We start from the raw sequence: 20,124 nt of genomic DNA on the forward strand, positions 1-20,124 counted from the left end.
AACTACTTTCTATACACAAAGTATGGAAAAGCCAATTACACTAACTCGGTACGTTGACCCGAAAAAAACGGCTGCCGTTCTTTACACTTTACCGGTTGAAGATCCACCAATTAAGCGTACTACTCTTGACACCTACAAAACAAAAAAACTTACAGTTGATAAACAAGCAACTATCGAAGGACAGCTATGGTATCGTTTAAGAGATGGTTCTATCTTCATTGGTTGGACAAAAGCAGCAAATTTAATCACAAGCAACACCTAACCAAATAATACTGCTATCAAAAAACCTTCGTTGGATTCATGTAAAATGAATTCAACAAAGGTTTTTTTGAATAAAAAAGCTATTTAGCAATCACATTAGCTAAAGAAATTATAAATACTTTCAAAAATTTTATTTCTATAATGCTAGAGCATAAAAAATTAGGCTACTATTCCCAATAAATTTCAGGAAACAAGTAGCCTAATATTCCACTATCATGTAAGTGTCAATGTGACTAGGAGTTTTTTATCTTATTTACTATTAAGCGCTGCGCCAATAAAGTCTTTAAATAAACTTTGTGGACGATTAGGACGAGAAATAAATTCTGGGTGGTATTGGCAAGCGACAAACCAAGGATGATCTTTTAATTCGACAACTTCTACTAGACGACCATCTGGACTTGTTGCAGAAACTATCATGCCTGCTTCTTCCATTTGTTCTCTATATTCGTTATTAAACTCATAGCGGTGGCGGTGACGTTCTTCTACAAGTGTAGTACCGTATGCAGCTTCTGTTTTCGTTCCTTGCTTAATGCGTGCTGGATATAAGCCAAGACGGAGTGTGCCACCCATATTTTCAATGTTTTTTTGTTCAGGTAATAAATCAATAATGTTATGTTTTGTTTCTGGTTCGATTTCAGCAGAATGTGCGTCTTCAAATCCAAGAACATTACGAGCAAATTCAACTGTTGCCAGCTGCATTCCTAAACAAATACCGAAATATGGCACTTTATTTTCGCGCGCATATTGAATTGCAGCAATTTTACCTTCAATTGCTCTATCACCAAATCCACCAGGAACTAAGATACCATCGACGTCTTTCAATATTTCAGCAACATTTTCTTTCGTTACTTTTTCGGAATCAATCCAATCAATTTCGATTTCAGCATCATGATTGTATCCTGCATGACGAAGTGCTTCTGCTACAGAAAGATAGGCATCTTGTAAGGAAACATACTTCCCAACAAGGCCAATACGAACTTTTTTGGATAAGTTTTTCACACGATGTACTAAATCTTTCCAATCTGTCATTTCTGCTTGAGGTGCTTCTAAATGCAAGTGTTCTAGGACAATATCATCCATTTTTTGTTTTTGTAAGGAAAGTGGTACGTTATAAAGAGTTTCTTCATCACGAGATTCAATAACCTCTGAAGCCTTAATATCACAAAATAGCGCAATTTTATCTTTCATTTCTTGGGAAACCGGTTGCTCTGTACGAACGACAATAATATTTGGTTGGATTCCTAAGCTACGAAGTTCTTTCACACTATGTTGTGTTGGTTTGGTTTTCATTTCGCCAGCTGCTTTGATATAAGGAATTAAAGTTGTATGGATATAAAGTACGTTTTCAGCACCTACATCTCCTTTGATTTGGCGAATTGCTTCTAGGAAAGGTAAAGACTCAATATCTCCAACAGTTCCACCAATTTCTGTAATAATAATATCCGAATTAGTCATGCGAGCTGCACGAAAAACACGATCTTTTAATTCATTCGTAATATGTGGAATAACTTGTACTGTTCCACCTAAGTAGTCCCCGCGGCGTTCTTTTTTAATAACTTCTGAATATACTTTACCAGTTGTCACATTACTATACTTATTTAAGTTAATATCAATAAAGCGTTCGTAATGACCAAGGTCCAAGTCAGTTTCCGCACCATCATCTGTTACATAAACTTCCCCATGTTGGTAAGGACTCATTGTTCCTGGGTCCACATTGATGTACGGATCAAATTTTTGAATGGTTACACTTAGTCCACGGTTTTTCAGCAAACGTCCAAGTGATGCTGCTGTGATTCCTTTACCGATGGATGAAACTACTCCACCTGTCACGAAAATATACTTTGTCATATTAAAAAATCTACTCCTTCCTGAAATGAAAAACTTGCAGGGTTCTGACGATTTTCCTGCTGGGGTGGGAAATTGCCAGATAAAACAATATTGCGATATTTTTTACGTACTTATCACAATTTCAAGTATTTTGTAAACCAAAATAAAAAACACTCCGCCTACTTTATAAAAGTAAGGGAGCGCTGAATCTCATAAATATCCGTCCCTATAAAAGGGAGCCCAAATAAAATACTACTAATGATAGCGAAAGAAGTCAAGCGTTTATTTTTTGAAACCGTCATCAACCGCACTAATACGTAATAAAAAAAGTCAGATAAACATTCACTCTAAAAAAGTGCGTTTACCTGACCTAAAAATTATTATTTATTTTCAGGGTCTTCTGTATAATCCCCATCAGTATAGTCATCTTCTACAGTAGACAAATCGCCTTCAATTCCGTCTGGCAAGTGATCATCGTCGTCTTCATCTTCATCAAGTAAGACATCTGCAAGGGAAATTTCTTCTTCCCCAAGCTCTTCCACGATTTCTTCATCATAGTCCACATCATCGTCAAGAATTTCTTCCTCTTCGTCATCATCATCTGATTTACGTTTTTTCTTCGGCGTTGTTTGTGTTTGAACCTCTTCATCAATTGCATCCATTGGATACCAAGCACGAAGTCCCCATGTGTTATTTCCAAGTGAAATGAAGTTACCATCAATATTCATATCTGTATAAAATTGAACAAGACGTTCCCTTATTTCTGCATCTTTCAAACCTAGGAACGATTGAATCTCTTTCACTAATTCAGGGAAAAGAATCGTTTCCTTCCGCTGTTCCAAAATAAAATGTGCAACATCGATTAAAGATAGTTCACTACGTTCTTCTTGCGTTAAGTTCTTTAAATCCAAAACTGGCACGCCCTTTCTATTGTAATTCCAATTTATTTAGCTATTTTTTCGTTCAGCCCAACTTCACTATTTTACATGTTATTTCTGGCAAGTACAACCTAAATTTACATAATTACATCAATTCTTCTTGACTATTTTATATCCGATGTAAAAGAATAGGATAGCCATCAGAAGAATTGGGATGGATCCAAGTTGAAAGTCGTAGAGAATATAGATTGCGACGCACAGAAACACGAAAAGCAGCGCCAAAATTATTAATCGCTTCATCATATGCTCTCCCCGTTTTTTCAATTACCTATGTTTCTATTAACTTTAGTACATTTTGGTTATGACGTCAACGAGTAACTTATAATTTTAAGGTTTCACATTTTTTCTGGTGCTGATACACCAAGAAGCGTTAAACCATTTCTAAGAGTAATTTGAGCCGTCTTTATAAGCGCTAGTCTAGCTTTCGTCACTTCTAAGTTGTCCATATCAAGCACTTTATTGCTATTATAAAAACGATGGAAAGCACTAGCTAAATCATTTAAATAACGTACAATTCGATGAGGGGCTCTTTTTACAGCAGCTTCTGCAACAACATCTGCAAATTCGCCTAATACTTTTAGCAAATCATATTCTGCTTCGGTTTGAAGTAAACGCATATCTGCATCTTTTGACACATCTAAGTTTTGCTCCTTACCAGAACGTAAAATGCTAGAAATTCTTGCATGCGCGTATTGGACATAATAAACAGGATTATCATTAGAAGTTGATTTTGCCAAGCTCATATCAAAGTTCATATGTGTATCTGAACTGCGCATTGCAAAGAAATATCTTGTTGCGTCTAAGCCAACTTCTTCAATTAAGTCCCGCATTGTCACTGATTTCCCAGTTCGCTTACTCATTTTAACTTGTACGCCATCTTCAAAAAGGTGTACTAATTGGATGATTTCTACTTCTAATTGCTTTGGTGAATATCCTAATGCTTCAATGGCTGCACGCATACGTGGAATATAACCATGATGATCCGCACCCCAAATATCAATTAAAACATTAAACCCTCGCTCTAATTTGTTTAAATGATAGGCAATATCTGGTAAGAAATAAGTATAGCTTCCGTCCGACTTAATCAAAACACGGTCTTTGTCATCCTCAAAATCAGTAGTACGTAACCATGTTGCACCATCTAGCTCATAAATATAGCCATTTTCACGTAGTCGTTCCAGAGCTGGCAACACTTTGTTTTCATCATAAAGCGATGTTTCTGAAAACCACTCATTAAATGAAACACGGAACTCCTCTAAGTCAGCACGCAATTTTGCAGTTTCAAAAGCTAGCGAATCCACCCGAAAAACTGAACGACGCTCTTCCTCGCTAGTATTTACATATTTATCACCATATTTTGCTGCTAAATCTTTTCCAAGTGAAATTATATCAGCACCGCGGTAACCATCTTCTGGAAATTCCGCTTCTAACCCTAACGCTTCGAAATAGCGACTTTCAGCTGATAAAACTAAATTATTAATTTGGTTTCCAGCATCATTAATATAATATTCTCTTGAAACATTATAACCAGCCATTGTCATGATATTCGCTAATGAGTCCCCAATCGCAGCTCCACGTGCATGACCTAAATGCAAGTCACCAGTAGGATTAGCAGACACAAATTCAATTTGGAACTTTTCACCTTTACCAAAATCAGACTTTCCGTAAGCTGTATCTTCAGCTAAAATAACTGGTACTAAATCCGTTAAATAAGCATTATCTAAGTAAAAATTGATAAATCCTGGGCCTGCAATTTCTACTTCTTTAATCAATTTATTATCTTTTTTTAGTTCCGGCACAATACTTTCCGCAATTTGACGAGGTGCTTTTTTTGCTACACGAGCAAGTTGCATGGCAATATTAGTGGAATAATCTCCATGCTTTTTATCTTTGGGAACTTCCAATAAAATTTCTGGTACTTCTGCTTCTTCTAAACCAACCGCTTGAACAACTGCTTGTTTAATGTGGCGGATTAATTTAACCTGATTCTCTTGCATGACATTCATTCTGCGTCCTCCTCTATTTTCATTAAAACAGTATATGAACCGATGTACTCGCCATGGCTTAGCAAATCGTATTGAAATGCGACTTCACTTAAAACATCTGGCTTATTTTCATATAATTCTTCCATTGATACTAATTCTGACTCTAGTTGTAATTTACCCGCACCTGAATCTATAGACGCAGTACTTCTTCTGTTATCTCGGAAAAAGTGCATTCGCATATTTACAGCCCCACTTCTCATTAAAAGTAGCTCGTTGTCAGCAATTTTGAGAACTGTACGGATCGTGCCAGCTAATTGTTTTTCCTCATAATGCAGATAGCGATTGCCTTTATCACGGTAAAAAACACCAGCTACAGACATATTCGTTTTCTCTTCTGCATCCATCTGGCGGATGACATTGGTGATATGAATAGTTACTTTTTTTCGTTCCATTTGATTAGCTGTCATATCGCTTATTTACCCCTTTCCGGTCAGAAGAATAGACGCATTATATTATAGTTAAAAATAGCATGAAAAGCAACAGGTTAAAATGGGGTTAGGCCGAAAATCGTTAATATTATGTTAAAAACAAACGGAATAACCGTGTTAAAAATTGGTTGAATAGTGAAATCCGAAATTGGTGTTAGCACAATAACAAGGAAAATAAGCATTGCATAACGTTCCACTGGCTCAAGTTTAGCCCTAGCAGACATTGGCAAGAATTCTACTAGTATCTGGTAGCCATCTAAAGGTGGAAGTGGAATTAAGTTAAATACAAATAAAACGATATTTAATTGCACAAAAATCATTAAAAATGTTTCTACTACTGAACCATATGCGAAAAAATCAAAGTTCAGAAACAGAGCATAAAAACCGACACCAATTACTGCGAGCACCAAATTACTTATTGGACCTGCAAGTGAAACCAAAATACTGCCAAGACGTCTTTTCTTTAATTTAAAACGATTGACCGGAGTTGGTTTAGCCCAACCGAAACCAGCAATTAAAATCATTAATAAACCAAATAAATCAATATGCACAAGTGGATTTAAGGATAAACGTCCTTGGTTTTTGGCTGTATCATCACCAAAGGCAAGCGCTACTAACGCATGCGCCCATTCATGGATTGTAAAGGCAATTAATAAAGTAACTAAAACATAGGGAATAAGTTCAAGCGGATAAGCAAGAAAACTAGGCATAAGCGCCTCCTTTATCATTTAATGGATAATTTTTATATGGTATAATGAGAAAAACATTTATCGAGGTGAGAACATGCCATTTGTTACTATTCAATTCTTAGAAGGACGCAATGATGAACAAAAGAAAGCCTTAGTTAGCGAAGTAACGGAAGTCGTTTCCAAAAATTTACAAGCTCCTAAAGAAAATATCCATGTCATTTTACAAGAAATGAAAAAAACAGATTACGGTGTTGGCGGCGTAAGAAAATCAGATATTTAAAAGTAGTAGAAGCAGGGTTTTACCGTGCTTCTTTTATTTGCCCTTTAGCGAATGCGCATGAATTAAAGAAATCATTCTCTCAGCTGTTTCTGAGTCTACTTGACCGCTTTCAATAAAATCTAGCGGGTAATATAATTTAATATCGGTTCGACGTTCTCTACCAATCGCTTCTACAACCGGAGACTCTGTTGATAATTCATGTAACTCACCGTTTCCCATCAATAACTTAATCGGATCTTTACCACTACCAACTCCTGGAAGATAGTAATCATATGGTAAGTCAGAAGAGGAATCGATGACTAAGTAATAGGATGGATCTATATCTGCTTTTTCAAGCAACCCCTTAAGTTCCGCATAAAGTTCCGCATCTTCTTTTGGGTCATAGTTAAGGTATCTAAGCAATCTTCTATTTAAAAAACGCTGACATAAATCGCTTAAAATCGGATCATTTTCTTTTTGCCAAATTGAAAAATAGAACATTAACACAATATCATCTAAAATAAGATATTCTTCTAATTCAACTTCCTCTTCAAAAAAAGGTAATACTTGAATCGGTGAAACTTGAAACTCGTACCCAGCACAATAAAGTTTTTTAGCACGTTCTAAAATTTTCCATAGCAATACTTCCCCACTACGACTTACAGGATGGAAATACACTTGTTGGTACATTTGATAACGACTCATAATATAATCCTCAACGGCGTGCATTCCAGAGTATTTCACTATCACCCCATTACCATCTGGACTTGGCCGCAATACTCGTAAAATCCGCTCTATATCAAACTTCCCATAGCTAACACCAGTATAATAGGCATCTCGTAATAAGTAATCCATACGATCCGCATCAATTTGACTTGAAATCAACTTTACTAGCGTTTGGTTTGGATAGTTTTTCTTAATGATAGCAGCTACCTTCAACGGAAAATCTTCCCCAACACGTGCTAAAACAGCGCTAACCTCTGTATTTCCAATAATAATTTCTTGTGTAAACTCTTCGTGGTCCGTTCCAAACACTTTTTCAAAAGCATGAGAAAATGGACCATGACCTAAATCATGTAAAAGTGCAGCACATAAAGCAATCAGGCGTTCTTCTTCATCTAACTGAGTTTCTTTTGCAAAGGTGACATCAATAATTTGCCGTATAATCTCATATACACCTAACGAATGATTAAAACGGCTATGTTCAGCGCCATGAAAAGTGAGCGATGTCGTACCTAGCTGGTGAATTCGTCGCAAACGTTGAAATTCTTTTGTCGCAATTAAATCCCAAATCACTCTGTCAGAAACATGAACATAACCATGAACTGGGTCTTTAAATACTTTTTCTTCAAGTAGTTTCTCTGTTAAATAACTCATGTGCCGCTCTCCTTTCGTGTTTTCTAGGTAAGTACTTTGTTATTCCTTATGATTAGCCGATCATAGTATGCTGGGAAAAGATCAAGCTCTTCTGCTGTAAGTGTTCCCGACACAAGTTCTCCTGCATAATGCCGTAAACTATTGAATAACCTAACTAAACAGCTATTTACATCCATATTTTCTTTCATTAAATCTGATAATGTTCCCATTACTTTAGGATCGACATCTGGAAAAGTATATTTCGCTTGCTTATCTTTTCCACTAATTGTATAAAAATCTCGAATTAATGTGGAGCGTGCAGTTTGATCGCCATCTACTGCTAAATAAATCTGAACAGCCACACCTTTAGCCATCCTTCGCTGGGAAATGCCAGCAAATTTTTGTCCTTGAATACTAAGGTCATAGCTTCCAGGGCAGTAAGAATGGACAATTTCCTTCGCTTCGATTACTTCCTTACAATCAACAAACATGTCTTTAATAAGTGTGAACATTGTTTCATAGCCGCGCTCTATTGCAATTCCTCGTTCAGCATCTGGAAGCACGATTGAAAGATTTAACACGCCAGAATCAAGCACTACCGCTAAACCTCCTGAATTGCGAACAACCACTCGGTAACCTTGCTCTTGTAAAAAAGCAATACCTTTATCTATATCTGGTAACTTAGAATCTTGTATTCCAAGCGAAACTGTCTTTTCATGAACCCAGCCACGAACAGTTGAAGGAGCTAACCTCGCCCCTACTGAACGGCATAACGTATCATCTGTAGCAAACGATTGAATTGCATCAAAAGCTGGGTTAATAGTTGTATTATCAATAAAGCGCCATTTTTCTTGTTTTAGTAAAGTTCGTTCGATATCCATCACTATATCCTCCACGATTTTCTTTTTGTTATTATAGCATACTAGTGATGATTTTAGTTGAAAACGGCTTAAAATAGCCATTTAATCATTATTTATGTTTTTCACGTAGCTATTCTACTTTTTTTCGCTTGATGTTGAAAACTAGCGCTGTAATGATTGATATAACAATGGTTTTTGCAATTATATCCTTTTTCATTTCGATCGCCTCATTTCCTTTTCTTTATTATAACAAAATTAGCATACAAAAAAACCTAACTTCTATAAAGAAATTAGGTTCTATCTAAAAGCCTAGGGAGCTTTTTTAGCTAATTATTTTACCAGTCGTAACGATCTTCTTTATTACGGTTAGAAGATTTTGTGTTATTCCCCCACATACGATAAAGCAGGTATCCAATTCCACCTAAAATTAAAATTGGGAAAAGGAAGTGTAATGTAATACCAATAACCTTTAATACGATATTAAGTGCAATAATCCCTAAAATAACTGTTAAAAATATTTTCCAAAATTTATTCATGATAATTTCCTCATTTCCTTAAATTATTTACTACTTGCAAGTGGAACGCTATTAATTTCCTTGGCTTGAACGAGCAACTCATTGTCTTGTACGACGATTTTATATTGTTTGTTTTTTTTGAGTTGTGTGGTAGACATAAAGTTAACCTTTTGACTGTTTCCATTATTATCTAGACACGATTCGTTGAAAGAGTAACCCTTGAATTTTGACTTAGTTACTTCTTTGCCATCGCTTTTGATTGTAACGTAGTATGTATTTGCTGCTGAGCCAATTGGTGCCGAAAATTCGATTACAACCATCGTTATGACAAAAAGTGCAGCCAATAAACCAAAAATTCCCTTTTTCATTGCTTTTACCTTCCTTTTTTGTTGATAAGTTTATTATAGAAGACTCCCTTGGAATGAACGAACGGCTACAGGCTGAAAATTGGTACATCCTAAGTCTTATTTTAATTCAACTTAAAAAAAGTGAGTCTAGGATTTGACCTAAACTCACTTTCTCTTAATGCTTCTCTATCCATTTATAGTTTTCCGAGCCGATTGGATAAGTTGTATAATTTTTTAAATCACTCTTTTGTAAATATGCGCGTCCGCCTTGATAAAGTGGAATAAGTACCACATTCTCTTTTAGTAAGATTTGCTCTGCTTCAAGTAATGCTTGCCACCTTTTTTCTGGATTTGTTGATAGATTTCCTTTAGCGCCAAGGACTAGCTCATCATATTTAGGATTAGAAAAACCCGTATGATTTCCTGGACTATTGGTTAAAAATAAGTTTAGATATGTTAATGGGTCTTGATAATCGCCACCCCAACCACCTAATAAAATATCAAAATCTTGAGTGACATCTGCTTTAAAACTTGCTTGATTAGTAATGTTTTTTAATTTAATCGTTAAACCAGGTAAATTTTCTTCTAATTGGTTTTGAATAAATTCTGTTTGTTTGCGTTGTAAGGAAGTGTCACCACTTGTTAATGTAAGTGTTAATTCTGTTTTACCAATTTCCTTTAACCCTTGATTCCATGCTTTTCTGGCTTGTTGTAGATCAAATTTTAGCAAATCGCCATTTTGCTTTCGGAAATCTTCTTTCGTTTCCGGATCAAACATAATCCCACTTGGAACATTGCCATTTAACGCTTTAGAGCCATTTGCTAATAACGTATCTACCATTCCCGCTTTATTAATTGCCATTGCTAAACCACGACGTAAATTCAAGTTTGCTAAATCCGTTTTTTCTCCGTCTGTCCCTTGATTCATTTTCATATAAACAGAACGTCCAGTTGCTTCTTTATGGAAGTTTTTATCATTTTTATATTGCTTTACAAATTCCCCATCAAGCTCCACACGGTCTAATTTCCCTGTATTATATAAATTTAGCGCTGCATTTGTATCTTTTACAACGTTTACATGAATTTTCTCAGTTGTAACATTTTTTTCATCCCAATAAGTTGGATTTTTAATATAATCCCAGGTTAAATTAGTTCCATTCCAGTTTTTAAGTTTATATGGTCCATTCGAAATAAGTGTGTCGCTATTTGTTCCATAACGGTCCCCTTGCTTCTCTACAAATGCTTGATTTTGCGGAAAAAATGTTCCAGTAGTTAGTAGTTCTTTAAAAATGGGAACTGGGTTTTCTAATTCAATTTGTAATGTTTTTTGATCTAATGCTTTAATACCAAGCTCATCTGGAGACATTTCTCCCTTTAAAATTGGTGTTGCATTTTTAACGATTTCTTCCATTTGAGGTCCATATGCTGCCGCAGTTTTTGGATCTACTACTTTTTTCCACGCATATTCAAAATCAGCTGCCGTCACAGGGGCGCCATTTGACCAATTAGCATCTTTACGAATTTTAAAAATAAGCGTTTTCCCGTCATTTTTCTCTTCTGGTTCGCTGGCTGCAAGAGCAAGAACCGGCTTACCTTCTTTATCTAAGCGATATAACCCTTCAAATATTTGATTGATTACACGGAAACTCACACTATTATCTGCAAGCGTTGGACTCGCATTTGGAATTCCACTCGTTTCCATAATATTAACTACTTTTGGTTTCTGTTCTGATTTCACACTTTCTTTTTCCCCATTATCGCCAGACTGACAAGCTGTAAGTACAAGTAAACATAGCAAACTAAGTGCCGCTAACATTTTTCTGGCTGTTTTATGCAAAATTTTTCCTCCTTTTTTGTAAGCGCTTTTGATATACGCAAAAAAATGACGGAATCCCTGCCAAACTTACATGCAGAACTTCCGCCACCATTATAAACCGAAACTGTACTAATTGTAAATAAAAACTGTTATATTTTTCATTTCTTATTCAGATAAACACCCGAACCTACTACAATAATACACATCGCCATTAACATTGCTAACATTAAATAACTTGGGTCATTTCGCATCAATAATGCAAGCGCAAAACAAATTGTACCAGCTATATTTAGTGTAACAGTTGTAATTTTTCTAAGTAAGTTTCTTGACCATGCATCTATTTTCTTAAAACCTATCATAGTTAAAAATTTAAATAGTTTTTTGGAGTATTGAATATATGCTGCAAGTACTAACATAAATGCTCCAGCTGTAACTAATGAAAAACGACCAGTTGGTATATCATAACCTAACGCGTAAAGAATAATACTCATTTGAATTATTGTAAGCAGTACTAATAAGAGTCTAAAACAATATTCAAATTCCAATAAGCTCTCTTGATTCACTTTTTCTTTGCCATAATATTCTGTACCTGTAAACATAATCATCAAAAAAGGAATCATAATTAGCCCTAACCATTTCTGCATAAACATATCTGGGGAGAAATCCGTACCGAAATGTACTGCCACTTCAGCTGGTAGTAGCGGATATAACACAGCAGAAATACCTACTGTGAAAAAAATTATCATACTTGGAAATAATCCAACTTTCCTCATTCCCCTCACCTCATCCAATAAAATTATTGGCAGTAGGCGACAAGTTCTTCCCTCGTTTCGATAAGTTGAACTTTATGGGTATTCGCTAGCTGTGTTCTCGTTTCATCAAAACCTTGTTCAGATAACGCACGTGTCGCGGGTAAATAGACTAATACAGAAAAGCCTGCCCTACTTAACTGTATAACCGTAGTTTTCACGCAAAAATCAAATGCTAAACCTCCAACAAGAACCAAATCTACTTTTTCTTCTCGCAAATATTCTAAAACGCCTGTTGAAAGCTGTTCAAGAATATCGTGATAACACGCTCCATATGGATGAATATCTCGTTCCATCCCTTTCCAAATGAAATAATTATAATCTGTCACTTGCGGCAAACCATCCAGTAGTTCAAAGCCTTTTGTCCCAGGTTCACAGTGCCTAACCCAAGTAAGATCTGCATTAGGATAATCGAGCGTGGCTAACATCTCTTCTTTTGAATCCACCACCCATACTGCATTTTGAGGATGTGCGTCTTTACTACCTATTCGAACAGACGCAAGACTTGCCATAAAGTTTAGTTCTGGAACAATTTTATCACCTTCTGGCACAGGTAGCTCTTCTGGACAAAGTGGTGAAAATCCTTTTTGCGCATCTATATCAAAAGCTGCAATTTTCATTTTAATTTTCCTCCAAATTTTTATAAGTCAACTGCGCAAATTGACCAAAATGACTGACTTCTTCAAGTTCTAGCGCATGTTCTTTATCTTCTTCAAATAAAGGGATACCTTTTCCTAGAATAATCGGAGCAATTGTTATTACAAAACGATCAATCGCTTTTTCTTTCAAAAATTGCTTAACTAATTTCGCTCCACCAACAAGCCAGATTTTTTCACCATCAATATTATTTAGCCATGTATCCACTGTCCCTGTGACAAAATCAGCATATTCATCTTTGGTGCCTGCTTTTGTATTAGAAAAAACATAGACATCTTTTTTACTGTATGGGAAAGTATCTGTAAGTGAAAAAATTTGTTGATATGTCGTTCGTCCCATCACAACCGTATCTACGTTATCAAAGAAGGCTTCATATCCCGCATCACCTTCACTATCAATTGATTCTAGCCATTCTACACTTCCCATTTCATCGGCAATATAACCATCCAAGCTAACTGCAATATATAATGATACTTGTTTTCCACTCATTGCTACTCAAATCCTTTCACCACTAATTTTCCAATCATTTGACCAGATAAGATAATTTCATGTGCTTCTTCTATAGTTGCTGCATTTATTGGTGATAAAACTTTATTTAATGTTGACTTAAGTATACCCTTATCAAACAATTGTGCTGCATTTGTTAAGATTTCATGCTGTTTAATTTTGTCTTCTGTATCATATTTGGAACGAGTGAACATAAATTCATAACTAAATGTGGCGCTTTTATCTTTTAATAGAGACATCTTTACAGGTTCTGCTAATTCGACAATAGAGCAAATTTTCCCTTGTGGGCGTATAGCTTCTTGCATATCGTCCCAATGTGCATTTGTATTGTGTAGACATAAAATAAAATCGACGCCCTGTATAAAGCCAAGTTCTTTTAGCTGTTTGGTTAAATTCTCACGATGATTAATTACATCATTTGCGCCAAAACGCTTTGTCCAATTGATAGTCTCTGTTCTTGAAGCCGTTGCTATCACATTTAGCCCTGCATTTGCAGCTAGTTGAGTGGCTATTGACCCCACACCGCCAGCACCATTGATAATTAAAATTGTTTTCCCTTTATCTTTTGTAGTAATTTCCAATCTATCAAATAATGCTTCCCATGCTGTAATCGTCGTAAGTGGCATGGCCGCAGCTTCTTCTTGTTTTAAGGTATTTGGCTTTATCCCGGCTAATCGTTCATCAATCAATGTAAATTCAGCGTATGTGCCTGGTCTTGTGACATCTCCTGCAAAATATACCTCCTGTCCTCGTTCAAACAAAGTGACGTTAGCTCCAATATCCACTACTTCTCCAACTGCATCCCAGCCTAAAATTTTCAAATTATCTGTATTATTAGCTACTCGCATTTTTGTATCCACGGGGTTAATGGAAATCGCAGTAATCTTTACTAATAAATCATGTTTTTCAGGAACTGGCTGCGCAATTTCCATATCTATAAAATCACTTGATGACTTTTCTAATCCTACTATTTTCATGAGACAACACCTCTTGTTTTCTTTTCCCGAATTTTTTAAAATAATGCATATTTAACAAAAAAAGCCTTCCCTAATTTTTTAGAGAAGGCTTTAAAACTTATTTTTCATCTAAAAGCTCACTATCTTTAAACTTCATTTTAGCATGGCAAGCTGGACATTTGATTTTTAACTTTCCACCATGAGAATGTTCTGCGCCTTCTTTTTTCTGAAGGAGCATGTTACTTCCTTTTTTTAGTAGCGGAATTGCGATAATTACACCAATGATAGTAAGTGTTGCTAAAATCCCTATAAATACTAAAGTTAGAGCAATCATAACGATAAAAGCTTTTTTCAAAAAATGACCTAAATCAACTTGTTCTTCCATCTAAATCAACTCCTCTGATTAATATCTCAATCATATCATGAAGTTGTATTAATTGCAGTGATGATGGTGTGTGTGACTTCCTTCTATTTGAATTGTACTATGCTCTAATGAGTAATTTTCTCGTAAATACGTTTCAATTTCTGCCAAAATTTTATCCCGATCAGCATCTTCTTTTACTGTTAGATGCGCCGTCAATGAGTTAAAGTCAGAAGTAATCGCCCAAACATGTAAATCATGGACCGATTCTACTCCGTCTTGATTTTCGAAAAAGGTTTTCACTTCCTCCATATTCACATTTGCAGGTTTTCCTTCCATCAAAATATGAACAGCGTCTTTGAGCACACGCCAACCACTTATTAAAATCAGCATCGCAACGATAACACTAGCTATTGGGTCAGCAATATTCCAACCAAGAAAAATTATAAGTAAGGCTGCAACAATCGCTCCAACAGAACCTAATAAATCCCCAAGTACGTGCAAGAACGCGCTACGCATATTCAAATTCCCACTGGTGTCACCTTTCATTAAAATCCATGCAACTAAAATATTAACGAGTAAACCAATCACAGCAATCGTCATCATTCCTGGGCCAACTACTTGTGGAGGATTAAAAAAACGACCAATTGCTTCGTAAAAAATAAAGACAGAAATCCCGACAAGTGTTAATCCATTTAAAAAGGCAGCTAATATTTCGAACCGCTTATAACCATAAGTTTTGTTTGCATTTGCTGCTTTTTCTCCAAATTTAAATGCTGCAAGGCTTAAACCAAGTGCTACTGCATCACTTAGCATATGGCCTGCATCAGAAAGTAGTGCTAAACTATTGGTCATAATACCGCCAATAACTTCCACTACCATAAATGTAGCAATTAGAATAAAACTAGTAAAAAGTGCTTTTTTATTCGCGTTATGCGCATGGTTGTGGTTGTGTCCATGTGCATGATCATGATTATGTGCCATATGATTACTCCCTCTCTATGAACAACTAATTTCTTTTATATGCACATGTTAGCATATATACATTTTTAAATCAAGCCATATTCTAAAAAAAGAACCTTTAGACTCATTTTATCCTGTCTAAAGGCGCTCATTTTTATAAAATTTCTTCTTGCATAAAGAGTCCTAAGCCACCAATATCGTGATGTTTAGCGATTTTATCTGCTTTTTCTAAAGCTAGAGGAATACCATTTTCCATCGCAACACCAATTTTGGCTAATTCAATCATACCAACATCATTTTCATTATCCCCAAAAGCTATTGTAGAGTCTAGATTGATATAACCGTTTTCAGCTAGATATTTCAGCCCTTTTGCTTTATCAATCCCTTCATTCATAATATCAATTAGGTTGGAAGCAGAAGCAAGAACAGATAAAGGCAATCCTTGTAAAGCGGCTTTAATGGCTATCTGTTTTGTTTCATCTGATTCAATCACTAATACTTTTAGCGGAAATTCTCCATCTCGAAGCACGCTAAATGGATCGGTTGTTAAAGTAATTGGAACTTGTTCGTCTTCTGGTAAAGTTTTATTTAACTCATTGAAAAAGGCAATTTTACCAGTATTTGTTGGTCCAATAATTCGTTCAGTCGTATAAATATGGTAATTAACGCCAAGTGGTTGAAGTGTTTCTAAAACTGTTTTTATTAAGTCTAGTTCAATATTACTTTTATATAAAATTTCACCAGTAGAAAAATCTCTTACTAGCCCACCATTACAAGAAATAACTGGTGTTTTGATTTTAAGTTCATGGATAAATGGTAAAATTGCTAAATCTAATCGCCCAGTAGCTAAAAAGAGTTTATTGCCATTTTGTTGCCAATCCATTAAAACTTCTTTATTTAGCGGATGAATTTGATCTCCTTTTTTTACTAATAAAGTTCCATCCATATCTGTAATAACTGTATCTATTCTACTCTTTGTCAATTGTTTTCGCACCTTTCTAAAAATCCATTATTATGTACCTCGATTATAGACGAGTTTCACATGATTGTCACGTTGATATTTGGTATACTTAACTGGAATGGAGGCAGATAATTAGTGAAAAAACATTTTACTACCATCTTGATTTTGCTTATTGGCACTTTAATTCTTAGCGCTTGCCAAAATAGCGAGGATTCCAAAGACACCGCGCCCCCGAAAGTTGATTTAAAAGCAGAAATACCTATTCTCCTCATTCATGGTAGTGGTGGTGATACACACTCATTAGATGAAATCGCCGACCACTTAACCAATGATTTTGTTAGCTCAAAAGGGGAATTAACAATGTCGATTAGCGAAAATGGACAAATAGCTTATCAAGGCGAACTAACGGCTGATGCTAAGCGACCGATTATTAAGCTTGGTTTCGATAAAAATCAAGCTACTCCAGATAAATGGGCTAAAGGGTTGCATATCGCTGTAGCCGACTTAAAATCCCGCTATGGTTTTGTGCAAATGGACGGCGTTGGTCATTCAAACGGCGGTCTCGCACTCACTTATTTTGCTATGAATAGTAGTACTGACAAAACCGTTCCAACCTTACGAAAACTAATCGCAATCGGCGCTCCTTTTAACGATTTAAACTCTAATGATAATGCTGGCAGTCTTCATTTTAAATCATTACCAAATCATTCAACACAAATGATATATTTTTTGGATAATAAAACAAAACTAGATTCTAATCTTGAAATGCTTTCCATTGCTGGCAAACTAAGCGAAAAAGGCGATGCAACAGATGGCATTGTCCCAACCAACAGTTCGCTTGCCGCGAGATTATTTGTACCGCACAACGCTAAAGTTTACATTGAAAATTTACAAACTGGAAATACCGCTGTTCACCAAACTTTGCATGAGACACCAGAAAGCATTAAACAAGTGCATTGGTTTTTAGAAAACTTTCATTCTGATAAAAACATTACCACACTAGTTTCTGAATAAGGCGTTTTAACGATTAATGTTGCGCTCCTTGCCCCTGTTGAAAAATAAGAAAATGCCTGCTTATAAAAATTAGCAGGCATTTTTCATTATGTTAACCATAAAAAAATTTGATCATTGGCATCATATGAAGCCCCATTTTGACAGTGTAAATCCGATGAAAAGTTTTTCTTATTAAATAATATCCGTTTTTTATTTTTTGCTGGAATTTGTTCAAAAAAATGCTCTCCAAGTTGATAATTATAATAATTTTCATTCTCCGCAACAAACATCAATGTATCCGTGTGCAGTTTTTCATATGCAATTTCCTCATTAAATTCACTACAAATTTGTAGTAAATGATTTAACGAGTCTGCACCAAAAACCCATTTTGCATGTTCTACTTGCCAATTTAAAAAAGGACTATGTGCAATGTAAAAAGAAGCTATTTTTTCTAAAGGTGTCGGAAATCCCTTTTTTAAAAACGAATGTAAGAAAAATGGTAATGGTTTTTTTAAAGAGTCCAGCATAGAAGGAAAATAATTATACAAAATAATTTTATCGAATAATGTCTCATCTAAACTAGCTGCTCTCGAAAGAAGTAAACCACCAAGGGATATTCCAACACCAATTCGGTCACCACTTAGCCCTATTTTCTCCTTATAATAACTCATTACCACTTTTACCACTTTATTCCAATCTGCTATAAACGGTAAACCTGCTTTTCGAATTACATCTGATTGCCCCGGTCCTTCATATAAAACAACATCATAACCATTTGCTAACGAAGCTTTGACATTGGTAAAATAAAGCTCCTCCAAAAGCGCATCGAAGCCACCACATATATAGAAAGTTCCTTTTGACGGTTTTGTTGTTTTAAAATATAACGTTCTTAAATTAGTTGTAGCAAATTCAATGTTATGTTCCGCATATGCAACATTTTTTAGTGCCAATCCTTGATAAAACAAGTCCACCGATTTAGTATAGACGGCTATTTTCCGACTATCTTTAGGAGGCAAAAAAAATTCTGCTGCTTGATAATATCTGCTTGAGCGAAATAAGGCATCCCCTTTACTTTCATTGGAATGAAAATGACTAGCTCGCTCTTCTAACGTTTTTGCGAATTTCGCCCATTCTCGATACCACGATTCATAATTGCCATCTTTTATTTTTTCTGTTACCGCGGCTACTTCTCCGTAATCTGCGCCTCCAGAAGGTGTATACCAAAGTAATCTGGTCGTTTCAAATTCAAATTCAAATGTTTTAAAAAAATGACTTTTCATAAAGTTGGATTCCCCTTATCTATGTTATAATGATGATTATAGTCAATTATTTCCTTATAGAAAAGAGGTTACTTTTAGGTGCATCAAAATGAGCATGTTCCAGATGACTTAAGACTAAGAGAATTAGCGTTACCACTTCTTGGAAAATGGGTGCCTTTTATTTTGATATTATTATCTGAACGGCCTTATCATTTTGCGGAATTGGAGCGAAAAATGACTGGCGTATCTAGAAAAGTGTTAAATGAAAACCTAATTAATTTGCAAGCTTCAGGTATAGTTCAAAAAAACGGTGAAACATCTAATGGTTTCCCAGTCTACTATAGTTTAACTGAACTAGGAAAAAGTAGTTTATTTATTTTAGATAATATTAAAAGTTGGCTACGAAACAATGAAGAACTAATCCAAAATAATCGAAAAAACTTTTTTAAATAATTAATAAAGCAGCCAACGAAGCTAATTGGCTGCTTTTTTTAATGGATTCGATCAAATCCAGAATATACGTTCAATCTATTTCCTCTAATAAAACCAACCATTGTAATTTGCAATTCTTCTGCCATTTGAATTGCAAGCTCAGTTGGAGCAGAGCGCGATAAAATAATTCCACATCCAAGTTTAGCAGTTTTAACGAGAATTTCTGAGGAGATGCGCCCACTAAAAATAATTGCTTTATCCTCCATATTTATGCCATCCTGCAATGCTCGTCCGTATATTTTATCAAGTGCATTATGACGTCCAATATCCATTCGACTATAAATAATTTCTGAAGTAGTGCAGAGTGCCGCATTATGAACCCCGCCCGTTTGATGAAAAGTAGCCGAATTTTCTTCAAATTTTTCCATTAATTGAAAAATATCGTCCGTTGTCAATTGAAGCAGAATATTCGATTTTACATTAACTAACGAAGCATCCGATTGAAAGTAAAAATTTTCTCGAGATTTGCCGCAACACGAAGTAATATAACGCTTGCCACGGTACTTCGCATTGAATTCATTTACAAAATGGGCCGTCACTTTGGCATGTCCAGTTGATTCAATAATATCAACCGAAGCAATATCTTTTGGACCACGAATAATTCCTTCCGAAGTCAAAAAGCCGACCACTAAGTCCTCTAAATATTCTGGCGTGCAAACAATTGTCACAAGTTCAATGTCATTAACATAAATTGTTAGCGGATATTCGGTAGCAACACTAGATTCCATTTCCATAAAATTTCCCGAATCAAACCTGCGAATTTTTTGTAGCGAAACCTTTTCCATATGAGCATTCTCCCTTCTAAACAGGAACAGCGGACTCTGG

General features: G+C 35.5%; 23 protein-coding genes. 4 read left to right on the plus strand and 19 right to left on the minus strand.

Going from position 1 to position 20,124, the window contains the following annotated elements; genetic code table 11:
- On the plus strand, positions 1-262 hold a 262-nt coding region (locus HCJ50_RS14945; protein WP_185395754.1), incomplete at its 5' end, for a GW domain-containing glycosaminoglycan-binding protein.
- 248 nt (positions 263-510) lie between these two features.
- Here HCJ50_RS14945 and HCJ50_RS14950 read toward each other — a convergent pair.
- The 5 genes from HCJ50_RS14950 to HCJ50_RS14970 all read right to left on the minus strand — a co-directional run bounded on the left by HCJ50_RS14950 (position 511) and on the right by HCJ50_RS14970 (position 6,209).
- The gene (locus HCJ50_RS14950) at positions 511-2,109 is read right to left on the minus strand and encodes a CTP synthase (RefSeq protein ID WP_185349092.1); all 1,599 of its coding nucleotides are present in this window, start codon (positions 2,107-2,109) and stop codon (positions 511-513) included.
- Between the two features lie 359 nt (positions 2,110-2,468).
- Positions 2,469-2,999, minus strand: coding sequence for a DNA-directed RNA polymerase subunit delta (rpoE, locus tag HCJ50_RS14955; protein ID WP_185349094.1), 531 nt, complete (start codon positions 2,997-2,999; stop codon positions 2,469-2,471).
- Positions 3,000-3,361: 362 nt separating this feature from the next.
- A complete protein-coding gene (gene argS / locus HCJ50_RS14960; protein ID WP_185349096.1) occupies positions 3,362-5,032 on the minus strand; it encodes an arginine--tRNA ligase in 1,671 nt (556 codons plus the stop codon).
- Positions 5,029-5,478, minus strand: coding sequence for a DUF1934 domain-containing protein (locus HCJ50_RS14965; RefSeq protein WP_185349098.1), 450 nt, complete (start codon positions 5,476-5,478; stop codon positions 5,029-5,031). The genes argS and HCJ50_RS14965 overlap by 4 nt, the downstream gene beginning before the upstream one ends.
- A 77-nt stretch (positions 5,479-5,555) precedes the next feature.
- Positions 5,556-6,209 (minus strand): site-2 protease family protein, encoded by a 654-nt coding sequence (locus tag HCJ50_RS14970; protein ID WP_185349100.1) that lies wholly within the window; start codon positions 6,207-6,209, stop codon positions 5,556-5,558.
- Between the two features lie 73 nt (positions 6,210-6,282).
- On the opposite strand from HCJ50_RS14970, the gene HCJ50_RS14975 reads away from it, so the two are divergent.
- The gene (locus tag HCJ50_RS14975) at positions 6,283-6,468 is read left to right on the plus strand and encodes a 2-hydroxymuconate tautomerase (protein WP_221636609.1); all 186 of its coding nucleotides are present in this window, start codon (positions 6,283-6,285) and stop codon (positions 6,466-6,468) included.
- Positions 6,469-6,501: 33 nt separating this feature from the next.
- Here the strand turns inward: HCJ50_RS14975 and HCJ50_RS14980 are convergent, their stop codons facing one another.
- The 12 genes from HCJ50_RS14980 to HCJ50_RS15035 all read right to left on the minus strand — a co-directional run bounded on the left by HCJ50_RS14980 (position 6,502) and on the right by HCJ50_RS15035 (position 16,540).
- Positions 6,502-7,824 (minus strand): HD domain-containing protein, encoded by a 1,323-nt coding sequence (locus HCJ50_RS14980; protein ID WP_185349101.1) that lies wholly within the window; start codon positions 7,822-7,824, stop codon positions 6,502-6,504.
- A gap of 23 nt (positions 7,825-7,847) precedes the next feature.
- Positions 7,848-8,684 carry a lipoyl-[GcvH]:protein N-lipoyltransferase gene (gene lipL, locus HCJ50_RS14985; protein ID WP_185349103.1) on the minus strand — a complete coding sequence of 279 codons (837 nt, stop codon included), beginning with the start codon at positions 8,682-8,684 and terminating at the stop codon, positions 7,848-7,850.
- Positions 8,685-8,998: 314 nt separating this feature from the next.
- Positions 8,999-9,199, minus strand: a complete 201-nt coding sequence (locus HCJ50_RS14990; RefSeq protein ID WP_185349105.1) for a hypothetical protein — start codon at positions 9,197-9,199, stop codon at positions 8,999-9,001.
- A 23-nt stretch (positions 9,200-9,222) separates the two neighbouring features.
- On the minus strand, positions 9,223-9,546 hold the full coding sequence (locus HCJ50_RS14995; RefSeq protein WP_185349107.1) for a YxeA family protein: 324 nt from the start codon (positions 9,544-9,546) through the stop codon (positions 9,223-9,225).
- Between the two features lie 154 nt (positions 9,547-9,700).
- Positions 9,701-11,362, minus strand: coding sequence for a peptide ABC transporter substrate-binding protein (locus HCJ50_RS15000; protein ID WP_185349109.1), 1,662 nt, complete (start codon positions 11,360-11,362; stop codon positions 9,701-9,703).
- 137 nt (positions 11,363-11,499) lie between these two features.
- Entirely contained in the window at positions 11,500-12,114 is a 615-nt protein-coding gene (locus tag HCJ50_RS15005; RefSeq protein ID WP_185349110.1) for a DUF1648 domain-containing protein, read from the minus strand.
- 23 nt (positions 12,115-12,137) lie between these two features.
- Positions 12,138-12,770, minus strand: a complete 633-nt coding sequence (locus HCJ50_RS15010) for a nicotinamidase (protein WP_185349112.1) — start codon at positions 12,768-12,770, stop codon at positions 12,138-12,140.
- 1 nt (position 12,771) lies between these two features.
- Positions 12,772-13,296 carry a dihydrofolate reductase family protein gene (locus HCJ50_RS15015; RefSeq protein WP_185349114.1) on the minus strand — a complete coding sequence of 175 codons (525 nt, stop codon included), beginning with the start codon at positions 13,294-13,296 and terminating at the stop codon, positions 12,772-12,774.
- Positions 13,297-13,298: 2 nt separating this feature from the next.
- Complete coding sequence (locus HCJ50_RS15020; RefSeq protein WP_185349116.1) at positions 13,299-14,291, minus strand: zinc-binding alcohol dehydrogenase family protein; 993 nt, start codon at positions 14,289-14,291, stop codon at positions 13,299-13,301.
- Between the two features lie 97 nt (positions 14,292-14,388).
- Entirely contained in the window at positions 14,389-14,655 is a 267-nt protein-coding gene (locus tag HCJ50_RS15025) for a hypothetical protein (RefSeq protein WP_185349118.1), read from the minus strand.
- A gap of 48 nt (positions 14,656-14,703) precedes the next feature.
- Complete coding sequence (locus HCJ50_RS15030; protein ID WP_185349120.1) at positions 14,704-15,615, minus strand: cation diffusion facilitator family transporter; 912 nt, start codon at positions 15,613-15,615, stop codon at positions 14,704-14,706.
- A 133-nt stretch (positions 15,616-15,748) separates the two neighbouring features.
- Entirely contained in the window at positions 15,749-16,540 is a 792-nt protein-coding gene (locus HCJ50_RS15035; RefSeq protein ID WP_185349138.1) for a Cof-type HAD-IIB family hydrolase, read from the minus strand.
- Between the two features lie 150 nt (positions 16,541-16,690).
- Between HCJ50_RS15035 and HCJ50_RS15040 the strand changes: the two genes are divergently transcribed.
- Entirely contained in the window at positions 16,691-17,569 is an 879-nt protein-coding gene (locus HCJ50_RS15040) for an alpha/beta hydrolase (RefSeq protein WP_185349122.1), read from the plus strand.
- 86 nt (positions 17,570-17,655) lie between these two features.
- On the opposite strand, the gene HCJ50_RS15045 is transcribed toward HCJ50_RS15040, so the two are convergent.
- Positions 17,656-18,828: an alpha/beta hydrolase family protein gene (locus HCJ50_RS15045; protein ID WP_185349124.1), complete on the minus strand. Its 1,173-nt coding sequence runs from the start codon at positions 18,826-18,828 to the stop codon at positions 17,656-17,658.
- A gap of 78 nt (positions 18,829-18,906) precedes the next feature.
- Here HCJ50_RS15045 and HCJ50_RS15050 point away from each other — a divergent pair, with 78 nt between their 5' ends.
- Positions 18,907-19,260 carry a winged helix-turn-helix transcriptional regulator gene (locus HCJ50_RS15050; protein ID WP_185349125.1) on the plus strand — a complete coding sequence of 118 codons (354 nt, stop codon included), beginning with the start codon at positions 18,907-18,909 and terminating at the stop codon, positions 19,258-19,260.
- Positions 19,261-19,298: 38 nt separating this feature from the next.
- Here the strand turns inward: HCJ50_RS15050 and fdhD are convergent, their stop codons facing one another.
- Positions 19,299-20,084: a formate dehydrogenase accessory sulfurtransferase FdhD gene (fdhD, locus tag HCJ50_RS15055; protein WP_185349126.1), complete on the minus strand. Its 786-nt coding sequence runs from the start codon at positions 20,082-20,084 to the stop codon at positions 19,299-19,301.
- Between the last annotated feature and the right edge of the window lie 40 nt (positions 20,085-20,124).

Origin of the sequence: Listeria immobilis (assembly GCF_014322765.1) — a bacterium.
GTDB classification, from domain to species: domain Bacteria; phylum Bacillota; class Bacilli; order Lactobacillales; family Listeriaceae; genus Listeria; species Listeria immobilis.